Raw genomic sequence first — 20,773 nt, 5'->3', positions numbered from 1 at the left:
GCCGACTCAGACCAGCCCCGCCTCGGCCAGCATCCGGGTCGCCGTGCCGGTCGCAGCCTGACGGGCCGCGCGAAGCAGATCGACGTCGGTCTCGGTACGACCCGGGATCGGGTCGCCCGCATCGGGCGCGAAGGTGAGCGTGTGTACGCCCGCACAGTTCCCGGCCCTCATCTCGGCGACCGTGCTGCGGTAGCGCTCCGGGCGGGTCCGGTAGAGCTCGCCGAGCTCCGGGTTCACCCGGCGCAGGTAGCGCTCGATGACCCGGTCGGCCGGACCGTAGCTGGGCGCCGTCCCGAACGGGCGGGTCACCAGCACGATCGCGTGCGTCGCGCCGAGCGCCGCCGCCGCGGCGACCGGCACCGCTTCGATCAGGCCGCCGTCGAGCCAGCGGCGGCCGCGTACGGTCACCGGGAGCCCTCCGGCAAGGGGCAGCTGGCTCGAGGCGATCACCGAGTCCGCGAGGTCGGTGGGATCGCTGAAGTCCGTGAGCGGGACCGCCTTCGCGGTCACCACGTCGGTGGCCACCGCAGCCAGCCGCGGCGCCCCGTCACGCAGCGCCAGCGACCACTCGAACAGCTCCGCCGAACGTGCGGTGATCCCGCGGGTGTCCACCATCGACTTGCGCCGCAGCATCCGCCCCGCGCCGATGTACTCGGGCGAGGCGAACACCGAGGCGTACGACTCGCTGAAGGCGCCGATCGTTCCGGCCGCCACCGCGGTCGCGTTGGCCGCGCCGGCGGAGGTGCCGACCACCAGGTCGACCGCATCCACCAGGCCCTGGTCGGCGAGCACCGCGGCCATCGTCGCCGACAGCATCCCGCGCATCCCGCCGCCCTCGATCACGAGGGCCAGGGTCGCCCCGTCATCCTTGTTCCCGCTGTCCCGGCCACGACGGGACCGGAGCAGCTCGACCACTCCCGATTGCAATGCGTCCACCCCTGGATTGTGATGCTACTGGGGAGTAGGACGTGGCATCGGGTCGCTCCGACACGCCCGGACAGGGGCGCACGTCACACGTTGGCGGCGAGCCAGGCTCCCAGGTCGCGGGCCGAGCGGTCGACGACGTCGGCCCAGTCGAGGGCGGTCTCGTCGGCGTTGTCGGAGACGTGCTTGACCACGCGTGCCGGGACACCGGCTTCCCGGGAGGCCCAGGCGACGGCGAATGCCTCCATGTCGACCAGGTGAGCGCGCTGGGCGAGCTCGGCGCGTACGACCGTGTCGGTCACGAAGAGGTCGCCGGTGGCGCAGACGATGTCCGACTCGCCGACCTCCAGCGCGTCCTCGACCGGGTGACCCAGTGCCCGGATGGCGGCGGAGGAGAAGTCGTGGTTGAGCACGGTCCCGACCTCGTAGGTGCCGGTGTGACCGTCGCGCAGCGCACCGCAGGAGCCGATGTTGACGACCTGCCGGATGGTCTTGTCGGACGCCAGCACACGCGAGACGGCCGAGGCGGCCGCCACCTTCCCCATCCCGGTGATCACCACCTTGAGTCCGGAAGGAACATGGGTCGCCTCGGCCTTGGTCGCCGACACCACAAGAACGCTCATGGCGCCGAACCCTACTGACCTACTTGAGCTCCGCCGACGAGAGCCCGAGGACCCGTCGTGCCACGATCAGCTGCTGGATCTGCTGGGTGCCCTCGAAGATGTCGAGGATCTTCGAGTCGCGGGCCCACTTCTCCAGCAGCTCACCCTCGGAGTAGCCGATGGTGCCGGCCAGCTCGACGCAGGACAGGGTCACGTCCGAGCCCATCCGGCCGGCCTTGGCCTTCGCCATCGAGGCTTCCTTGGAGTTGGGCTGGCGGTTGTCGGCCATCCAGGCCGCCTGGAGCATGAGGAGATAGGCGCCCTCGTAGTCCGACTCGAGCTGGATGAACTTCGCCGCGGCCGCCGACTGCAGGTGAGCGGGCCGGTCGTAGTCGATCTCGACGCCGGCCTTCTCGAGCAGGTCGCGGGTGTAGTCGAGCGCCGCGCGGGCGCAGCCGACCGCCATCGAGGCGACCAGAGGACGGGTGTTGTCGAAGGTGGCCATCGCACCGGCGAAGCCCTCCTTGACGTTGATCTCGGGGCTGCCGAGAAGGTTCTCCGCAGGCACCCGGCAGTCGGTGAAGGTGATCGTGGCGGTGTCGGAGGCCTTGATCCCGAGCTTGTGCTCGAGACGCTCGACCTTCATCCCCGGCGTGCCCTTCTCGACCACGAACGACTTGATCGCAGCCTTGCCGAGCTCCTTGTCGAGAGTCGCCCACACCACGACCGCGTCGGAGCGGTCACCGGAGGTGACGAAGATCTTCTCGCCGTTGAGCACGTAGTGGTCGCCGTCGAGGGTGGCCGTGGTCTTGATGTTGGCCGAGTCGGAGCCGGTGCCGGGCTCGGTGATCGCCATCGAGGCCCAGATGCCGTCGAAGCGCTCGTGCTGCTCGTCGTTGGCGACCGACGCGATGGCCGAGTTGCCCAGGCCCTGGCGCGGCATCGCCAGCGTGAGCCCGACGTCGCCCCAGCACATCTCCGAGACGGAGAGGACCGAGGACATGTTGGCGCCGTTCTTGACCTTGCCGTCGTCGGGCTTGGAGTCGCGGCGTACGCCGGTGGCGCCCGCGCCCTCTCCCTGCCCGGACTCGGCCAGGCCATCGGCCATGGCGGCGAGCATGTCGAGCTCGGTGGGGTACTCGTGCTCGGCCTTGTCGTACTTGCGCGAGATCGGTCGCAGCATGTTCATCGCGACCTGGTGCACCTGCTCGCGCAGCGGCTTGAGCTTCTTGGGGTCTTCCAGATTGATGGCCATCAGACCAGCACCGTGCCTTCCATGATCCCGATCGCACGCAGGTCGCGGTACCACCGCTCCACCGGGTGCTCCTTGACGAAGCCGTGACCGCCGAGCAGCTGAACGCCGTCGAGGCCGATCTGCATGCCCTTGTCGGCACACAGCTTGCGAGCCAGCGCGATCTCGCGGGTCGCGTCGATGCCCTGCGCGACCCGGCTGGCGGCCTTGTAGGTCACCAGACGCATCGCCTGCAGCTCGATCGCGATGTTGGCGACCATGAACGCCACCGACTGGCGGTGGGCGATCGGCTCACCGAAGGCCTCGCGCTCCTTGACGTAGGGCGTCACGTAGTCGAGGACTGCCTGGCCGACGCCGATGGACAGCGCGCACCAGGCGAGGCGGGAGAGCCGCACGGCCTCGGTGTAGGTCGAGCCGTCGGTCTCGCCGAGAACCGCCGCGGCGGGCACCTTCACGTCGGTCAGCGTCAGCTTGGTCAGCGAGGCGGCGCGTACGCCCATCGCCGGCTCGGACTCGATGATCAGGCCGTCGGTCGAGGACTCGATGAGGAACAGCACCGGCTTGCCGTCGAGGGCGGCGCCGACCACGAAGAGCTCGGCCTCGGCACCGCGGGCGACCAGCGACTTGGCGCCGTTGATGACGTAGCCGTCGGCGGTCCGGGTCGCCGTGGTCGACGGAGAGAGCACGTCGAAGAGGACCTTGTCCTCGTTGAGGGCGAACGCGGCCGCGGGCACGTTGCCCTCGGTGAACGACGGCAGGTACGTCTGCTGCTGCTCGTCGGTGCCCCACAGGCCCAGCGCGGTCGCGACCGAACCGGGTGCCAGGGCGGCGACGGCCAGGCCGAGGTCGCCCTTGGCGAGCGCCTCGGCGACCAGCGTGCCGGCGACCGCGGAGCGGGTCTCGGAGATGCCGCCCAGCTCCTCGGGGACACCCAGGATCGGCAGCCCGATCTCCAGGCTCGACTTGAGCAGATCGTCCGGTGCAGCGCAGGCCTCGTCGGCCTCGGCAGCGGCGGGACGTACGACCTCGGCGGCGAACTCGGTGACCACGTCGACGAGCATCTGCTCGTCCTCGCTCGGGGTCAGGTCGAAGACGCCCTGGGGGATGGCGTTGGGCACGCGCACGCCCGGGGCGCCCCGCTTGCCCTTCTTCTTGAACGCCCGGCTGGTCGCCGCGATCGTCTTGAACCCGCCACGGGTCACCGTGAAGACGACCTGCTCGGTCTGCTTGCGGACACCGAGCCGGTCGAGCGCAGGGCTCTGCGAGAGCTTGCGCAGACCGGCCACGGCGAACCCGATCGGATCGCGCGACTCGCCGGACGGGACGCCGTTGGCGATCCCGCCACGTAGGCCTTGGAGGATACTCATGGGTAGAACTGTAACTTGGAGTTACAACGCGGTCTACACTTCGGGGTGGTGATGGCGGTAACAAACCACGCACGACTTATTTATAGGCTTGGCACATGGCCGACTCCTCGCTCGAATCCCGTGCTCCGCTCGCGCCCCACGGCGCCCTGCCCGAGGGCGGGAAGGTGCGTCCGATGACGCGCTGGGGAACCCCGGTCATGCACCGGCCCAAGAAGAAGGTCGAGGTCTTCGACGCGGCGCTGGCCGAACTGGCCGCCGACATGGTCGCGACGATGTACGCCGCCGAGGGCGTAGGCCTGGCCGCCGACCAGATCGGCGAGGACGTCGCGATCTTCGTCTTCGACTGCCCCGACGCCACCGGGCAGCGCACTGTCGGCGTCGTCTGCAACCCGGTCCTGACCCTGCCCGAGGGCGAGGACCGCCACCTCGACGTCGACCTGGAGGGCTGCCTCTCCTTCCCTGGCGCGTTCGTGGACTGCGCCCGCCCCGACTGGGCCGCGGTCGACGGTCTCGGCCTCGACGGGGAGCCGGTCCACTTCGAGGGCAACGGCCTGCTGGCCCGGTGCCTCCAGCACGAGACCGACCACACCAACGGCACCGTCTTCGGTGACCGCATCTCCGCCAAGGCGCGCAAGAAGCTCACCAAGGAGCACGACCGCCTGGCCAAGGACTACCCCGCCGAGTGGCCCGCGGGAGACACCGTCGACTAGGACATCCGGTCGACGACGTACTCGGCGATGGCGAGGCTGGAGGTCGCGGCCGGACTCGGCGCGTTGCGCACCGACGTGATGCCGTCGGCCTGGTGGATGACGAAGTCGTCGACCAGCGACCCGTCCCGCTCGACGGCCTGGGCGCGCAGCCCCAGCCCCGCGCGGGTGACGTCCTCCGCGCCGATCTCCGGCACGTAACGCTGGGCCTCGCGCATGTAGGCCTGTTTCGACAGTACGCCGCGAAGCTCGGTGAATCCGGTGCGCCAGTGCTCCGCGGCGAACCGCCAGAACCCCGGCCACGCCAGCGTGTCGACGAGGTCGCGGGGAGTCAGCGACGTCCGACCGTAGCGTCGGCGGCTGAGCGCCAGGAACGCGTTGGGACCGACCTCGAGACCACCGCTCACCCGACGGGTGAAGTGCACCCCGAGGAACGGGTAGCGCGGGTCGGGGACCGGATAGACCATGCCCCGGACGAGATCCTGTTTCGCGGCACTGACCTGCATGTACTCACCCCGGAACGGGACGATCCGGGGCGCCTTCGGGCCGCCGGTCAGCTCGCCGAGGCGGTCGGACTCCAAGCCGCCGCAGACGACCAGGTGGCCGACCCGGGTCCGGCCGGCGGGCGTCTCGACCTCGATCCCGCCCGTGACGCGACGGATGCCGGTGACCTCCTCGCCGAGGCGTACCTCTCCCCCGCTGCCGGTGATGGAACGACCCAGCGCCTCGGCGACGGCGACATAGTCGATGATCGCGGTCCTCGGCGAGTGCAGGGCGGCCAGCCCCGCCGCGTACGGCTCGATCTCCTCGATCTCCTCGGGGCCGACTCGCCTCAGGCCCGGCACGCCGTTCTCGGTGGCCGTCTTCTCCAGCGCGTCGAAGCGCCCCATCTCGGACTCGTCCACCGCGACGACGAGCTTCCCGCACGCCTCGTAGGGGATCTCCTGCTCGGCGACGAACTCCTCGAGCAGATCACGCCCGCGGGTGCAGAGCCGGGCCTTGAGGCTCCCGGGCTTGTAGTAGATGCCGGCATGGACGACCCCGGAGTTGTGGCCGGTCTGGTGGGTGCCGAGGGCGGCCTCCTTCTCGAAGACGATCACCGTCTCGGCCGGGCGGCGGCGCAGGAGCTCCCGCGCCACCGCCAGCCCGACGATCCCGCCGCCGACGACTCCGGTCGTGGTCACTGCGCCTCAGCCCCCGGGAGCATCTCGCGGACCTGCATGGTGGCGCGGCACGCCGAGGCACACTTCCCCGCCCACATCAGTGCCTCGTCGAGGGTGTCGACGTCGACGACGATGAAGCCACCGAGGTGCTCCTTGCTCTCCGGATAGGGACCGTCGGTGACCACGCCGGTCTCGTCGACGGTCCAGGCGTCCTCGTGGCCACCCTTGATCCCGCCGCCGAAGACGAACGCGCCGGCGGCGATGGCCTCACGGGTCATCTCGGAGGCGGCCGCGGCGATGTCGGCCACCTCCTCCTCGCGGTAGTCCATCGCCTCGTCGCGGAACGAGATCAGATACCTGGTCATCTGCCACCTCCTGGTTTCGGGCAGCGCTGATCGCCACCCCTCACTCGCTCCACGAACGGGCCTATCCGACTTCGACAGGTCCTCGGGAAGAACGTACGCCGCGGCTGCCCTCATCGCCTCCAGAACTCGGTGATCTTCTCGGCAGCGCGAAGGCCCTGGCGATGACCTGCCCGAGCCGCGGGCGGTCGGGTCGCCGGGTTCATCATGTTGTCGCCGAACGCCTCCAGCGACTCCGCGTCGGGAAGAACCGTCGCGACGGTGCTCCCGCCTCCGCGCAGCTCCTCGACCTGGGCGGCGAGGTCACTGCGCCATCGGGCCGGGTGACGCGTCCGGCCACCCAGCGGCGAGAGCACGAGCACGCGCTCGTAGCCCGCCGCCAGGTCGGCGTTCTCGCTCGAGCGCCGGTAGCCGCCGTCGATGTAGCGACGCCCGCCGATCGCGTACGCCGGGCCACCTGCGCAGCTGGCCGCGACCGCGTCGACCAGGTCGACGCCGCTGTCGCGGTCGAGCTCGACGGGCTCGCCCGTGTCGGCGTCGACCGTCGTGAGGAGGATGTTGCTCTCCGGCCAGTGCGGGCGCGGCAGTCGGGCCGCGACGGTCTCGCGCCAGCGCTCCCGCCCGGCGCCACCCGCGGTCGCGGCGAGCTCGATCGCGTCCGCGCCGATCCGGCGCCGCATGTCGGGCAGGTCGGCCGATGCCGCGATGATCGCGTCGGTCCGCTCGAGGTGGGCCCAGGAGATGGGGCCGCGCGGTCCTGACGGGGCCTGGGGAATCGGTGTCGAGAGGACGCCGGCGAGCAGGTCGGCCGGGCTCGCGGCGCTGATCTGGGCCGCGGCGGTCGCGCCGGCGGAGGTGCCGATGACCAGATCGGCACCGGTCACGTCCAGCCCGCCTTCGAGCAGGCCGGCGACGACGCCGATCAGCCAGGCATTGCCTGCCGATCCGCCACCGCCGAGGACCAGGGCGCGCATGTCGGGGAAGGCTGGTCGCGAAAGAGAGGTCGTGTTCATGGGAGTCGCCTTTCGAAGCGTTTCCGCAGGCGCTCCCGGTAGCCGGCCCGGGTCTGGGCTCAGCTGCGCGATCGCGGGCGGCGGGGAGCACCCTCTGTGGACGTTGCGTACACGGGACTCACCTCCTGCCGTCGGATCACGATCGCGGCGACGTTAGCACGGACACGACGTGGCACACCTCGAATTAGCGCCACGATCGGCACACCGCGGCCTTACGGTGAGTCCGTGACGAAGACCTGGTCGATCCTGCGCCTGGCCATGGCCGCGCTCATCCTCGCCGCCATTCTGGCCGAGTTCCGCAACAGCCTGCGCATCGTGCCCGCCGACGGCTCCAGCACCTCGACGGTCCTGGTGAACTTCTTCAGCTACTTCACGATCGAGTCGAACCTCTTTGCCCTGGCGGCGCTCGTGGCCGGCGGAGTCTGGGCACTGACCCGGACCGGTCAGGAGCCGGTGTGGATCGCCGTGCTGCTCGCCGCGGCCACGACGTTCATGGCCATCACCGGGATCGTCTACAACCTGCTGCTGCGCGGGCTGGCGCTCGCCACGACACCCTGGGCCAACGAGGTGCTGCACCTGATCGGCCCGGTGTTCCTGGTCGTCGACCTGTTCTTCGCTCCCCCGCGCCGACGGCTGCCCTGGCGCGCCGTCGCGGCCGTCATCGCGTTCCCGATCGTGTGGGTGGTCTACACCCTGACCCGCGGCGAGTACGTCGTGGCCCCGCTCACCGGGGACGGCTGGTGGTACCCGTACCCGTTCCTCAACCCGCACCTGCAGGGCGGCTACCTGGTGGTCTCCTTCTACGTCGTCGGCATCGCGGCGGCGTTCACCCTCGTCGCCTGGGGCGTCGTCGCCATCGGGCGGCGGCGGGACGTGCCGGAGCCGGTGGCGGTCGGCTAGACGTTCCGGCAGCAGGGTGCCCCGAATAGGGGATTCACACCACCGCTCGCGGGGCGCATCGTGAAGGCGAGGTCTTCCTGCGATCGGAGCTCGACCATGCGTCTCCCCACCAGACTGCTGTCAGTAGCAGTCGTCCCGCTTCTCGTCGCGCTTCTCGTCGCGCCCGCCGTGGCCGCGCCGCGTCCGTCCTCGATCCCCCTTCCCGACGACTTCCAGCCCGAGGGCATCGCGATCGGCGAGGGCAACACCTTCTACGTCGGCTCGCTGCTGGACGGAGACATCTACCGCGGCGACCTCCGCAGCGGTGAGGGCTCGACCTTCATCGACCTCGAACCCGAGGACGGCCGGGTGGCGGTCGGCATGCGGGTCGACAAGGCACGCCACTGGCTCGTCGTGGCCGGCGGTGCGACCGGCCGTGCATGGGTCTACGACACCCGGGACGGGTCGACCGTCGACGAGCTCGAGCTCGGCCCGGCCGCGACCACCTTCAGCAACGACGTCGCGATCACCAGGGACGCGCTGTACTTCACCGACACGTTCGCGGCCCTGATCTACCGGGTCCCGATCCTTCCGGACGGATCGTTCGGCGCGACGGAACCGATCGAGGTGACCGGCGTTGCCGCTCAGACCGGCGACTTCGGGCTCAACGGCATCGACTCGACCCACCGCGGGTGGTTGATCGTCAACCACAGCGCGCTCGGCATCCTCGCGCTGGTCGACCCGGAGACCGGCGTGAGCCAGGAGATCCCGCTGACCGGCCCCGCTCTGGTGCCGGGCACCGTCGACGGGCTGCAGCTCGAGGGCCGCACCGCCTGGGTGGTGCAGAACTTCGCCAACTCCGTGGCCCGCGTGAAGCTCTCGCCGGACCTCACCAGCGGCGAGGTCGTCGAGGTGATCGAGTCCGACCTGTTCCGGGTGCCGACCACGGTCGACCTCCACGGCAGCACGCTCGCCGTGGTCAACGGCCGGTTCGACCTCGGCTTCCCGCCGCCGTTCGGTCCTGGAGCACCTCCCGGCACCGAGTTCGACGTGGTGCAGATCCGTCCGTGACATCCGCGCGTCGACCGCGTCGCACAGGTCCGCCAGCCGCTCGGAGTCGGTGCTGAGGTGCCCCGACCGGGCTCAGCCCTCCCGGATCATCCAGCGCTCGGGCGCGGGCAGCGGCTCCCAGCCGTACTTCGCGTAGAGCTCGTGTGCGTCCTCGGTGGCGAGCAGGGTCCGGCGGATGCGGTACGGCTCGAGGTCGGCGACGACGCCCTCGATCAGCAGCTTGCCGATCCCCTGGCCGCGGGCGCCCGGGTCGACGATGACGTCGCACAGCCAGGCGAAGGCGGCGAAGTCGCTGACCACGCGGGCGAAGGCGACCTGGTTCCCGGCCGCGTCGTAGACGCCGTAGCAGCGCGACCCCTTGTTGGCCGCGTCCTGCACCTCTCGCGTCCGGTCGCTGGCCCAGTAGGACTGCGCGAGCATCCGGTGCACCCAGTCGGGGTCGATCCGGCTCTGGTCGGCGGAGAAGGAGTACGTCGCGGGCTTCTCGCTCGTCGCCGGCTCCGCGCTCAACAGGCCGAGCAGGTCGTCCGGCTCGGGCTCGGGTCGCGCGACCTGGGGCGCGACGGCGGGCGCCTCGACGGCCCCCGCGAAGCCCGGCCCGGGGTCCGGCGTACGACCCGCCTGATAGGCCAGCGCGGCACCGTTCGCGAGCCTGTCGGCGGCCTCGTTGAGCGGGTGTCCGGAGTGGCCCTTGATCCACTCGAACCGGACGTCACGGCCCTGCATCGCCGCATCGAGATCCTTCATGATCTCGACGTTGAGGACGGGCTTGCCGTCGGCCTTCTTCCAGCCCTTGCGCTTCCAGCCGGCCATCCACTTGGTGACCGAGTTGATGACGTACTTGGAGTCGCAGTAGACCAGCAGCGGCTCGCCGGTGTGCGCCGTCTGCCGCAGCAGGTCGAGGACCGCGGTCAGCTCGCCCTGGTTGTTGGTCCCGTGCGGCCAGCCGCCACAGGCCCAGGTGGACTCGTCCACATACCAACCCCACCCCGCGGGCCCCGGGTTCCCGAGCGCCGAACCGTCAGCAGCAGCCACAATCGTCACGCGCCCATCCTGCCAGCCGCGTGCCGGCCCGCTCCGGGCGGTCAGGGGTTGACGCGGGGACCGGAAGCCGTGGAGCCGCGGACGACCAGCTCGGGGTGGAAGACGAACTCCGAGTGCGGGGTGCCGGTGCCGGCGATCTCGTCGAGGATGGCGCGGACCGCGGCCTGACCCATCGCATGGACGGGCTTGCGGACGGTGGTCAGCGGCGGGTCGGTGAAGGCGATCAGCTGGGAGTCGTCGTAGCCGACCACGGAGACGTCCTCCGGCACCCGCAGACCACGCGAGCGGGCGGCACGGATGGCGCCCAGCGCCATCATGTCGCTCGCGCACACGATCGCGGTGAAGCCCTCGTCGAGGAGCGCGGAGGCCGCGGCCTGGCCGCCCTCGAGGGTGAAGAAGGAGTCGCGGATGTGGCCCTTCTCGATCTCCTCGGCGCTCAGCCCGAAGCGGTCGGCCATGGTGGTCACGAAGCCCTCGATCTTGCGCTGGACCGGGACGAAGCGGCGGGGCCCGACGGCCAGGCCGATCTTGGAGTGGCCGAGCGTGGCGAGGTGGGTGACCGCCAACTGCATCGCCTCGCGGTCGTCGGGCGAGATGAACGGCGCCTTGACGTCGGGGGTGAACCCGTCGAGCAGGACATAGGGAACGCCCTGGGCGCGCAGCTTCTCGTAGCGCGTCATGTCGGCGGTGGTGTCCGCGTGCAGGCCGGAGACGAAGATGATCCCGGTGACACCGCGGTCGACGAGCATCTCGGTGAGCTCGTCCTCGGTCGAGCCGCCGGGCGTCTGCGTGGCGAGCACCGGGGTGTAGCCCTGCCGGGTCAGTCCCTGCGCGATGACCTGCGCGAGCGCGGGGAAGATCGGGTTGTCGAGCTCGGGCGTGATCAGGCCGACCAGACCCTCGCTACGCTGGCGCAGCTTCACCGGACGCTCGTAGCCGTGGACGTCGATCGCCGCCAGCACCGCCTCCCGCGTGGCCGCGGCCACCCCGGGTTTGCCGTTGAGGACGCGACTGACCGTCGCCTCACTCACGCCCGCATGGGCCGCGATGTCAGCAAGACGGGCAGAGGCTGGTGTTATGGGCACGATCACATCATGCCCTCTTCCTACACGGCCTGCAAGAACTTTCAGCAAGCTTGCAATTTTTGCTGAAAGGCTCTTACATTCTCCTCGACGCGGGGTTACCTTCGTCACACCACCGGGCGGATCCCTCGCCCGGCCCCATATCGAAGGAGAACTCATGCGACGTGGCATCGTGGCCACCGCAGTGGCGGCATCGCTCGCCCTGGCGGCAACGGCATGTGGCGGTGGCAGCGGCGACAGCAGCGACGGCCCGGTCACCATCACCTGGTGGGACACCTCGAACGCAACCAACGAGGCGCCGACGTACCAGGCCCTCGTCAAGGACTTCGAGAAGGCCAACCCGGACATCAAGGTCAAGTACGTCAACGTGCCTTTCGACCAGGCACAGAACAAGTTCGACACCGCGGCCGGCGCCAGCGGCGCTCCCGACGTACTGCGCGCCGAGGTCGGCTGGACGCCTGCGTTCGCGCAGAAGGGCTTCCTCGCTCCCCTCGACGACACCGAGGCGCTCGAGGACAAGGACGCCTTCCAGCCCAACCTGATCAAGCAGGCAGAGTTCGACGGCAAGACCTACGGCGTCCCGTTCGTCACCGACACCCTCGCGCTGGTCTACAACAAGGCGCTCTTCGAGAAGGCCGGCATCACCGAGGCGCCCACGACCTGGGACGAGCTCAAGGCCGACGCCGCCACGATCAAGTCCAAGACCGGTGTCGACGGCTACTGGGGCTCGACCTCCGCCTACTACGCGCAGCCGTTCCTCTACGGCGAGGGCACCGACACCGTCGACGCCGAGGCCAAGAAGATCACCATCTCCTCGCCTGAGGCCAAGAAGGGCCTGACCACCTGGCAGGGTCTCTTCAACGGCGAGGGCCTGCACAAGGCGGACACCACCGCCGACGCGTACGCCCACATCCAGGACGCGTTCGTCAACGGCAAGGTCGCCGCGATCATCCAGGGCCCCTGGGAGATCACGAACTTCTACAAGGGCTCGGCGTTCCAGGACAAGAACAACCTGGGCATCGCCACCGTCCCGGCCGGCTCGACCGGCGAGGCCGGCGCCCCGACCGGCGGTCACAACCTGTCGATCTACGCCGGTTCGGACGAGGCGCACCAGGAGGCCTCCGCGGCGTTCGTGAAGTTCATGACCTCGGCCGAGACCCAGGCCCAGATCGCGCTGAAGAACTCCACACTGCCGACCCGCGACGACGCCTACACCGACGAGGTCAAGGCCGACCCGGGCATCGCCGGCTTCCAGACGGTGCTCCCGGCCGCCCAGCCGCGACCCGAGCTGCCCGAGTACTCCTCGCTGTGGGGTCCGATGGACCAGGAGCTGCCGAAGATCGCCTCCGGCGCCGAGACCCTGGACAAGGGTCTGGCCACGCTCGAGACGGCCTTCGCCGACCTGCTGCCCGAATTCTCCAAGTGACCCAGTTCCAAGTGAGCCAGGAAGACCACGTCATCCGATGACTCTGACAGCACCAGCGCCCGCCGCCGAGACCCCGCGGTCTCGGCGGCGGGCGCCCCGCCCCGTCCAGCGCATGCGAGATTCCTACCGCCGCTACTGGTACGCCTACGCGATGGTCGCGCCCGTCGTGATCGTGCTCGGCGTGCTCGTCGGCTACCCGCTCCTGCGCGGCTTCTACCTGACCCTGACCGACGCCAACAGCCTCAACTCGGCGCGCACCATCGGCGTCAACACGATCGATGCGACGTACAAGTTCATCGGTCTGGACAACTACGCCGAGATCCTGTGGGGCCCGGCGGCGTACGACCGCTTCTGGTCCCACTTCGTGTGGACCATCGTCTGGACCGTCACCTGCGTCGTCCTGCACTACGTCATCGGCCTCGGCCTGGCGATGCTGCTCAACCAGCGGCTGCGCGGACGCGTGGCGTACCGCCTGCTGCTGATCCTGCCCTGGGCGGTGCCGACGTTCGTCACCGTCTTCGCCTGGCGGATCATGCTGGCCGACGCCGGCGTCATCAACTCGATGCTCGACACGATCGGGCTCGCCTCGCCGAGCTGGCTCGAGGACCCGACCTGGCAGCGTACGGCCGCGATCATGGTCAACACCTGGTGCGGCGTGCCGTTCATGATGCTCTCCCTGCTCGGCGGGCTGCAGTCGATCGACGAGAACCTCTACGAGGCGGCCGAGATCGACGGCGCCAACGCCTGGCAGCGGTTCCGCCACGTCACCCTGCCGGGGCTGTCGTCGGTGAGCTCGACCGTCGTGCTGCTCGGCGTGATCTGGACCTTCAACCAGTTCGCGATCATCTTCCTGCTCTTCGGCAACACCGCGCCGGACGCGCAGATCCTGGTCACCTGGGCCTATCGACTCGGATTCGGGCAGCAGCCTCGCGACTTCGCCATGTCGGCGGCGTACGGCGTGCTCCTGCTCGCGATCCTGATCGTCTTCACGTCCTTCTACTACCGGTGGTTGAAACGCAATGACCAGCTCGCCTAGCCTCAACGCGCCCAGGACGACCCACCGCCGCCGCGGAGAACTCGGCCCGGTCGCGCGGGTGGGCACGCACGTGACGCTCACGGTGGCGTCGCTGATCGCGCTCTTCCCGATCGTCTGGCTCGTCTACCTGTCCCTGGGACCCGACAAGGACGACTACCTCCACCCCGGCGGGATCTTCGCGAAGGCGACGCTGGACAACTACTCGTTCGTGCTGACCAACACCGCCTTCTTCAACTGGCTGTGGTCGACGCTGGTGGTCGCCGGGGGCACGACCCTGTTCGGCGTGATGTCGGCGGCGACGACCGGCTACGCGGTCTCCCGGATGCGGTTCCCCGGCCACCGGCCGCTGATGTGGGTCCTGCTGCTGACGCAGGCGTTCCCGATCGCGGTGCTGATCGTGCCGATGTACGAGATCTTCTCCCAGCTCCGCCTGGTCGACTCGCACCTCGGCCTGATCCTGGTCAACTGCACCACGATCGTCCCGTACTGCTCCTGGCTGCTGAAGGGCTATTTCGACACCATCCCGGTCGAGCTCGACGAGGCCGGCATGATCGACGGACTCACCCCGTTCGGTACGTTCTGGCGGCTGATCCTGCCGCTGGCTCGCCCGGGTCTCGCGGTGGCCGCGTTCTACGCCTTCATCACCGCCTTCGCGGAGGTCGCGTTCGCCTCGACGTTCCTGCTGGACGACTCGAAGTACACCTTCGCGGTCGGGCTGCAGAGCTTCGTCAGCGAGCACGACGCGCAGTGGAACCTGATGGCTGCCACCGCTGTCCTCATCGCCATCCCCGTGACCATCTTCTTCTACCTCGTCCAACGACACGTCGTCACCGGTCTGACCGCCGGCGGCGTCAAGGGCTGAAAGGGCTACTTCTCCATGAGCAGCACCGAATGGTGGCGTGACGCCGTCATCTACCAGGTCTACCCCCGCAGCTTCGCCGACAGCGATGGCGACGGCACCGGTGACCTTCCCGGGATTCGGTCCCGACTCCCCTACCTCCGTGACCTGGGGGTGGATGCGATCTGGCTGAGCCCGTTCTACGCCTCACCGCAGGCCGACGGGGGCTATGACGTGTCCGACTACCGGGCGGTCGACCCTCGCTACGGGACGTTGGACGACGCTCGCGCGCTGATCTCTGCTGCCCACGAGCTGGGTCTGAAGGTCATCGCCGACATCGTCCCCAACCACTCCTCCTCGGAGCACGTGTGGTTCCAGCAGGCGCTGGCGGAGGGACCGGGATCGCCGATGCGGTCGCGCTACCACTTCCTGCCCGGACGGGGTGAGAACGGCGAGGAGCCGCCCAACGACTGGGACTCGATCTTCGGCGGTCCGGCGTGGACGCGGGTTCCGGACGGCGAGTGGTACCTCCACCTCTTCGCTCCCGAGCAGCCCGACTTCAACTGGAACTCCCCCGAGGTGCACGCGGAGTTCCTGGACATCCTCCGGTTCTGGCTCGATCTCGGCATCGACGGCTTCCGCATCGATGTCGCCCACGGCCTGGTCAAGGCCGAGGGCCTGCCGTCCATCGGCCACGCGGAGCAGCTCCACCTGCTCGGCAACGACGAGATGCCGTTCTTCGACCAGGACGGCGTCCACGAGATCTACCGTTCGTGGCGCCGGGTCCTGGCCGACTACCCGGGCCGGATCTTCGTCGCCGAGGCGTGGACGCCGACGGTGGCACGGTCGGCGAACTACGTACGCCCCGACGAGCTGCACCAGGCCTTCAACTTCGAGTACCTCGACACCGCCTGGGACGCCGCGGCTCTGCGCAAGGTCATCGACAGCTCGCTGGACGCCATGCGTCCGGTCGGCGCTCCTGCGACCTGGGTGCTGTCCAACCACGACGTCACCCGGCACGCCACCCGGTTCGCGAACCCGCCGGGTTCGGGAACCCAGATCCGGACCGCCGGCGACCGTCCGCTCGGGCTCCGCCGCGCACGCGCGGCGACGCTGCTGATGCTCGCACTGCCGGGATCGGCGTACGTCTACCAGGGCGAGGAGCTCGGCCTGCCCGACGTCACCGACCTGCCCGACGAGGTCCGCCAGGACCCGTCCTTCCACCGCGCCAACGGCCAGGACGGCTTCCGCGACGGCTGCCGGGTGCCGCTGCCGTGGACCCGCTCCGGCTCATCCTACGGCTTCGGCGACGGTGGATCGTGGCTGCCGCAGCCGGCGGAGTGGGGCGAACTGAGCGTCGAGGCCCAGACGGGTGTCGAGGGTTCGACCCTCGAGCTCTACCGCTCCGCCATCCGCACCCGCCGCGACGTCCCCGGCCTCGGCGCCGGCGACGCGGTGACCTGGCACGACGAGGCCCCCGCCGGTGTCCTCTGGTTCGAGCGTGACGGCTTCGCCTGCACGGTCAACACCACCAAGGAGCCCGTACGCATCGCCGCCCCCGGCCGCGTACTCCTCTCCTCCTCGGGCCCGATCCCGGTGGCCGACGGCACCGCCGCCCTCCCCGGCGACACGACCGTCTGGTGGAAGATCTAGCCGAGGCGTCAGCCCGGTCGGCCGAGTTGGCAGCGTGGTGCCAACTCGGCCGACGCAACTGACGTCCCGGACGACCGGACTGACGTCTCGGCGGGGAGGTTCAGGCCCGGGCGTGACGCCTGATCCAGCCCTTCCCATCGGCTCCGATGCCTTCGAGGAGCCGCAGGGCGTGGTCGAATCCGGTGGCGTCCAGGTTGAGCCTGACCAGCTTCACCAGGTCCGGGTCGGGCGGCGCCTGGGTGGTCTCGCCGTCGCCCAGACCGCCGTCGGCCTCGCTGCCCACCGCCTCGGCTGCGATGACGCCCTCGGCGACGCGGATCTCGCGAGGCTCCCCATTGTTGAGCATCACCGCGAGCACACGACCGCCGTTCACCTCCTCGATGACCTTGACCGAGGTGATGCTGTCGAGCTGGAAGTTCTCCCGGGAGACCTTCCCGATCTCGCCGGTCCTGAAGTCGAGATCAGCGGTGACCTCGCGTACGCCGTCGACGGTGACGAGATAGATGCGGAGCTGATACTTCGAGTAGCGCCACGGACCGTCGTCGACCCGCCCCCGCCGCCACCCGGGTCCAGGCTGGCGGATGACGGCGTTGGAGACGACCTCGCAACGCTTCCATTTCGCGTCCTCGAGCACCTTGCCGATGAGCACCGTGATGTCGCTGAGCAGCCAGGTCTCCATCTCCTGCTCGGTCGGCATCTGGTCGCTGATGGTCTGTTTCCAGCGCTCGAACTCCTGGCGGCGCCGGTCGAGCAACGCCGCCGCCTCCGCCTCGTCGTCGGCGGCGCTCCTGCGGGCACGGTAGAGGCGGTAGCCGACGCCCACCGCGAGACACCCGCTGACCAGTACGACCAGGAGTACGACCTGGCCGGCGAGACTGCTTGCCCGGAACAGCACCACCGCGGCAGCGACCGCGACCGCGAGAGCGCCGAGGAAGCGAAGAGCCGCTCGCCAGTCGGGCCGGCGCGCGGCACCGAGGTCGTGGAACGTACCGGCCTCGAAGCTCCGCTTGTCCTCGATCGCGTGATAGCGGATCAGCCAGTGCAGGCTCTCGGCGCAGGTCCGCTGCTCGCGGAACGTCTCCGCGAGCTCCTCGCGCAGCCGCTGCCTGACCCCTGCTGTCAGGTCGAGCCACTCCTGCGCCGACAGGTCGGCCGGGCGGTGTCTGGCGTAGTAGAAGTTCATCGAGTGGCGCAGCTGGGAGACGAAGCCCTTGCCGTCGCGGGACCCGTCCTCGGCGAACCCGTTCCCGTGATGGCGGCGCTCGTTGAGGCTGACCCGGTCCGCGCGGTACATCCAGCCGAAAAGGTCCCTGCCCAGGACCGCTCCGGCCACCAGGAGCACCATGAGCGCGGCGACGCCCCACGGACTCCCACCGCTCAGGGTCAGCCACCCCAGGATGCTGACGGCGAGAGCGCACACGGCGACTCCGGCGACCTCCGCCGGGTGTCCTTCCGGCGCTTCGTAGCCAGCCGCCGGGGCGCCGCGGCGAGGCATCGCCGGCGTCGGCTCGAAGTAGACCCGGGCCCGGGCAGTCCGCTCGTTGGCGAACCGTGCCACCCGGGCCCGCTCCAACGTACGCTCCCACAGGCGCTGGGCGGTGACCCCTGCGAGCACGTCCACGAGGTGATAGCTGATCTTGTCGAGGAGGTCCTCGTCCAGCTCGTGGAGCGCTGCCTCGGCCGCGACCGCATCACCGGTCGCGCCGTCGAGCAGGTGCTGGATCAGCAGACCCAGCGCCTGCAGGGCCGCGGTGTAGCGATCCTCGGGGTCGTAGAAGTCGAAGGTCAGCATCGCCGCTCTGAGCCGATCACGCTCGTCCTCGCCGAGATCGCGGAAGGACCGCTTGCTGAACATCGCCAGCAGCCAGTGGAACTGAACCTCCGCCTGGTCGTGGCGGCGCCTGATCGCCTCGCTGATCAGCTCTTCGGCTCGCCGCGGGGAACCCGCTTCGAGGTAGCGCCGCCCGACGATGTAGCGCTGCTCGGCGGTGTCCTCGGGCGTGATGTGGAAGTGGCGGTTGTGGTGGTGGATCTCGTAGGCCTGGTTCTCCACGATGCTGCCCGGTTGGGCGATGTTGTGCGCCGCGCCGGGTCCGGGTTGGCCGGAGTCCCCCGTCCTCATGCCAGCCCCTGGAGCGCAGCGACCGCGAGCGCCACCTTCGTTGCGACCGCGGCCGTGTCGGAGACGATCCCGCTGAGCTTCTTGAAGGCGAGGATCGCCTCGGTCCGGCAGGAATCGTCCTCCTGGTTCGCGAGCGACTCGGCGACCTCGAGCTCCCCACGGGCAGCCTGGTACGTCCTTCTGTCGAGGTCCCCGGCAGCGTGATGCATGATCAGCAGCGCCCGCAGATCCGCGATGATCTCGGCGAGCTCCGCCTCGGCGCCCCGGTGGATCGCAGGCGCCATCTGCAGCGTGGTGGCCCCCAGCGTGTGACCCTGGGCGCCGACGGTGCCCCCGACGTTGATGTTGGAGACGATGCCGCTGCCCCCGGGACGTACGCCGTCCCGCTCCGAGGACACCCTGTCGGCCCCCGCACGGGCGCGCGGGACGACCGGCGACGCCTCGAGCAGGGCGACCGCGAGCTCGATGGTGAACGCCGCCGCGTTGGCCGCGGCGCGCGGCTGCCAGTGGAGATCGTTGCCGACCGTCTTGTCGCCGCCGGCTCGGTCGCTGATCCCGCGTACGACACCGACCGGGAGGCGGTTGAGGTGACCCGCCTCAGCGATGCCTGCGCCCTCCATCTCGATGGCCGCGGCATCGTTGTAGTGCTGGTTGATCCATCTCGCCTCCCGGGAGATCCGCGACTTCTGGACCACCTCACCGGCGGCGATGGGGCCACACCTGACTGCCGGGAGGCTCGAGCCGGCCGGGAGTCGCTTGATCCAGTCTCGTCGCCGGACGATCTCGCGGACCTCCTCGCTCACCGCATGGTCCAGCTTCCACGACTCCGGTCGCGCCCGGAGGCCGTGGTCCTCCCCGGCGGCGCTGTGGTAGGCGTAGATCTTGGAGCCGACGACCACGTCTCCCAGCTCGATCGAGTCGCGAAGCGCACCGGCGACGCCGGAGAAGAGCAGCGCGACAGGTCGGAAGCGGTTGATCGCGCGCTCGGCCAGCGCTGCGGCCGCTTTGTTGCCGGCACCGGTCCGGCCGATCACGACCCGGCAGGACGTGCCGCGCACGGTGCCGATCTCGTAGTGGGTTCCCGACTCCGGACGCTCGGGCTCGGGGTCGACGAGATGCTCGCGCACCGCGTCGTACTCGATATCAAGGGCGGTCAGCACGACGGCTACCCGTGGCTCAGTCATGGCTTCTCCTTGGTGTGGTTGGAACTCGGTTGTCGGTCTCACGCGGTGTGACCCGGTGTTGCTCGGTGTGAGACGGCGTCATGGGGACGGATGATCGGTGGGTTGAGCACCGAGGCATGCCCGGCCCGGAACAGGCGCGCCGGCCGGCCTCCGGTCGTCCTGCGCTCGCCCCCTGCCGGCTCGATGAAGCCCTGCGCACGCTGGGCCTTGCGGTAGAAGTTGCCGGGATCCAGACCGATGCCCCATACGGCCTCATAGACCCGCTGAAGGTCGGAGATGGTGAAGGTCTCGGTGCAGAACGCCGTCGCGAGGCAGGTGTGCTCGAGCTTCGTACGTGCCCGCTCGATCGCGTCCTCGAGGATCTGCTGGTGATCGAAGGCCAGCCTCAACCGACCCGAGATCACCTCCTCGACCGGGACCCAGGCCGCCTGTGTCGCATCGGTCCCGGCCACCGGCTCGGGCAGCCCCGGCGCGATGGCCAGATAGACCACCGACACCACGCGTCCTCGTGGGTCGCGATCGGGTCTGCCGTAGAAGCCGAGCTGCTCGATGTGCAGCCCCGCCCCGTCCAGGTCGGTCTCCTCGCGCAGCTCACGCAGCGCTGCGTCTCGGACGTCCTCCTCGACATGCTTGAGGAACCCTCCCGGGAGTGCGCGCGAACCACGGAAAGGCTCGTTGCCTCGATCGATCAGCAGCACCTGGAAGCTCGTCCCACGCATCGTGAGGATCACCAGGTCCACCGCCACCAAGACCGACGGTCGAGTTCGTGACGTGTTCGCGGGGACTCATCATCACCCCCCTTTTTTGTCGTAATGACAATAAAAAGTTTAAGGCGAGATCTTGATGTTCGCTTCCATTCTCATTCATTTGTTCCGGATATCGGTACCAAACTGCCGAAGCGTCACTTAGGTCGGCCGAGGCGGCACCTCGGTGACGGCTCGGCCGACCGGAGTGACGGCTCGGCCGACCGGAGTGACGGCTCGGCCGACCGGAGTGACGGCTCGGCCGACCGGAGTGACGGCTCGGCCGACCGGAGTGACGGCTCGAC

At 69.5% G+C, this 20,773-nt stretch carries 19 protein-coding genes; 7 read left to right on the top strand and 12 right to left on the bottom strand.

Features of this window, described 5'->3' with window-relative positions; all coding sequences use genetic code 11:
• Window positions 1–6 precede the first annotated feature (6 nt).
• The 4 genes from ABT304_RS10185 to ABT304_RS10170 all read right to left on the bottom strand — a co-directional run bounded on the left by ABT304_RS10185 (window position 7) and on the right by ABT304_RS10170 (window position 4,145).
• Entirely contained in the window at window positions 7–936 is a 930-nt protein-coding gene (locus ABT304_RS10185) for a patatin-like phospholipase family protein (protein ID WP_350714903.1), read from the bottom strand.
• 74 nt (window positions 937–1,010) lie between these two features.
• Entirely contained in the window at window positions 1,011–1,547 is a 537-nt protein-coding gene (locus tag ABT304_RS10180; protein WP_350714901.1) for a nucleosidase, read from the bottom strand.
• Window positions 1,548–1,566: 19 nt separating this feature from the next.
• The gene (locus ABT304_RS10175) at window positions 1,567–2,781 is read right to left on the bottom strand and encodes an acyl-CoA dehydrogenase family protein (RefSeq protein WP_160022764.1); all 1,215 of its coding nucleotides are present in this window, start codon (window positions 2,779–2,781) and stop codon (window positions 1,567–1,569) included.
• Window positions 2,781–4,145: an acyl-CoA dehydrogenase family protein gene (locus ABT304_RS10170; RefSeq protein WP_350714900.1), complete on the bottom strand. Its 1,365-nt coding sequence runs from the start codon at window positions 4,143–4,145 to the stop codon at window positions 2,781–2,783. The genes ABT304_RS10175 and ABT304_RS10170 overlap by 1 nt, the downstream gene beginning before the upstream one ends.
• A 95-nt stretch (window positions 4,146–4,240) precedes the next feature.
• Between ABT304_RS10170 and def the strand changes: the two genes are divergently transcribed.
• Entirely contained in the window at window positions 4,241–4,855 is a 615-nt protein-coding gene (gene def, locus ABT304_RS10165; protein ID WP_350714898.1) for a peptide deformylase, read from the top strand.
• Here the strand turns inward: def and lhgD are convergent.
• From lhgD to ABT304_RS10150, 3 genes are all read right to left on the bottom strand, one after another.
• Window positions 4,852–6,036 carry an L-2-hydroxyglutarate dehydrogenase gene (lhgD, locus tag ABT304_RS10160; protein ID WP_350714896.1) on the bottom strand — a complete coding sequence of 395 codons (1,185 nt, stop codon included), beginning with the start codon at window positions 6,034–6,036 and terminating at the stop codon, window positions 4,852–4,854. The two genes, def and lhgD, sit on opposite strands and share 4 nt — an antisense overlap.
• Window positions 6,033–6,380: a YciI family protein gene (locus ABT304_RS10155; protein WP_350714894.1), complete on the bottom strand. Its 348-nt coding sequence runs from the start codon at window positions 6,378–6,380 to the stop codon at window positions 6,033–6,035. The genes lhgD and ABT304_RS10155 overlap by 4 nt, the downstream gene beginning before the upstream one ends.
• Window positions 6,381–6,490: 110 nt before the next feature.
• On the bottom strand, window positions 6,491–7,390 hold the full coding sequence (locus ABT304_RS10150; protein ID WP_350714893.1) for a patatin-like phospholipase family protein: 900 nt from the start codon (window positions 7,388–7,390) through the stop codon (window positions 6,491–6,493).
• Window positions 7,391–7,615: 225 nt separating this feature from the next.
• On the opposite strand from ABT304_RS10150, the gene ABT304_RS10145 reads away from it, so the two are divergent.
• Together ABT304_RS10145 and ABT304_RS10140 are read left to right on the top strand one after the other, a co-directional pair.
• A complete protein-coding gene (locus tag ABT304_RS10145; protein ID WP_350714891.1) occupies window positions 7,616–8,290 on the top strand; it encodes a Pr6Pr family membrane protein in 675 nt (224 codons plus the stop codon).
• Between the two features lie 96 nt (window positions 8,291–8,386).
• Window positions 8,387–9,340 carry an NHL repeat-containing protein gene (locus ABT304_RS10140; protein ID WP_350714890.1) on the top strand — a complete coding sequence of 318 codons (954 nt, stop codon included), beginning with the start codon at window positions 8,387–8,389 and terminating at the stop codon, window positions 9,338–9,340.
• Window positions 9,341–9,412: 72 nt separating this feature from the next.
• On the opposite strand, the gene ABT304_RS10135 is transcribed toward ABT304_RS10140, so the two are convergent.
• Window positions 9,413–10,384: a GNAT family N-acetyltransferase gene (locus ABT304_RS10135; protein WP_350714888.1), complete on the bottom strand. Its 972-nt coding sequence runs from the start codon at window positions 10,382–10,384 to the stop codon at window positions 9,413–9,415.
• Between the two features lie 41 nt (window positions 10,385–10,425).
• Complete coding sequence (locus ABT304_RS10130) at window positions 10,426–11,415, bottom strand: LacI family DNA-binding transcriptional regulator (RefSeq protein WP_502890309.1); 990 nt, start codon at window positions 11,413–11,415, stop codon at window positions 10,426–10,428.
• Window positions 11,416–11,623: 208 nt separating this feature from the next.
• Here ABT304_RS10130 and ABT304_RS10125 point away from each other — a divergent pair, with 208 nt between their 5' ends.
• From ABT304_RS10125 to ABT304_RS10110, 4 genes are all read left to right on the top strand, one after another.
• Window positions 11,624–12,892, top strand: a complete 1,269-nt coding sequence (locus ABT304_RS10125; protein ID WP_350714884.1) for an extracellular solute-binding protein — start codon at window positions 11,624–11,626, stop codon at window positions 12,890–12,892.
• 112 nt (window positions 12,893–13,004) lie between these two features.
• Window positions 13,005–13,928 carry a carbohydrate ABC transporter permease gene (locus ABT304_RS10120; protein ID WP_350714883.1) on the top strand — a complete coding sequence of 308 codons (924 nt, stop codon included), beginning with the start codon at window positions 13,005–13,007 and terminating at the stop codon, window positions 13,926–13,928.
• The gene (locus ABT304_RS10115) at window positions 13,912–14,790 is read left to right on the top strand and encodes a sugar ABC transporter permease (RefSeq protein ID WP_350714881.1); all 879 of its coding nucleotides are present in this window, start codon (window positions 13,912–13,914) and stop codon (window positions 14,788–14,790) included. Before ABT304_RS10120 ends, ABT304_RS10115 begins: the two co-directional genes overlap by 17 nt.
• A gap of 15 nt (window positions 14,791–14,805) precedes the next feature.
• A complete protein-coding gene (locus ABT304_RS10110; protein ID WP_350714879.1) occupies window positions 14,806–16,419 on the top strand; it encodes a glycoside hydrolase family 13 protein in 1,614 nt (537 codons plus the stop codon).
• Window positions 16,420–16,519: 100 nt separating this feature from the next.
• Here ABT304_RS10110 and ABT304_RS10105 read toward each other — a convergent pair whose 3' ends face one another.
• The 3 genes from ABT304_RS10105 to ABT304_RS10095 are packed head-to-tail and all read right to left on the bottom strand — an operon-like array spanning window position 16,520 to window position 20,471.
• Window positions 16,520–18,541, bottom strand: coding sequence for a hypothetical protein (locus ABT304_RS10105; RefSeq protein WP_350714877.1), 2,022 nt, complete (start codon window positions 18,539–18,541; stop codon window positions 16,520–16,522).
• Entirely contained in the window at window positions 18,538–19,725 is a 1,188-nt protein-coding gene (locus ABT304_RS10100) for a 5'-methylthioadenosine/S-adenosylhomocysteine nucleosidase family protein (protein WP_350714875.1), read from the bottom strand. Before ABT304_RS10100 ends, ABT304_RS10105 begins: the two co-directional genes overlap by 4 nt.
• Window positions 19,726–19,763: 38 nt before the next feature.
• Window positions 19,764–20,471, bottom strand: coding sequence for an NUDIX hydrolase (locus ABT304_RS10095; protein ID WP_350714874.1), 708 nt, complete (start codon window positions 20,469–20,471; stop codon window positions 19,764–19,766).
• Window positions 20,472–20,773: the final 302 nt, after the last annotated feature.

It is taken from the genome of Nocardioides sp. NPDC000445 (assembly GCF_040300245.1).
Classification (GTDB): Bacteria; Actinomycetota; Actinomycetes; order Propionibacteriales; family Nocardioidaceae; genus Nocardioides.
Note: the sequence above shows the minus strand (reverse complement) of the source record. Positions and strands in the feature narration are given on the sequence as shown.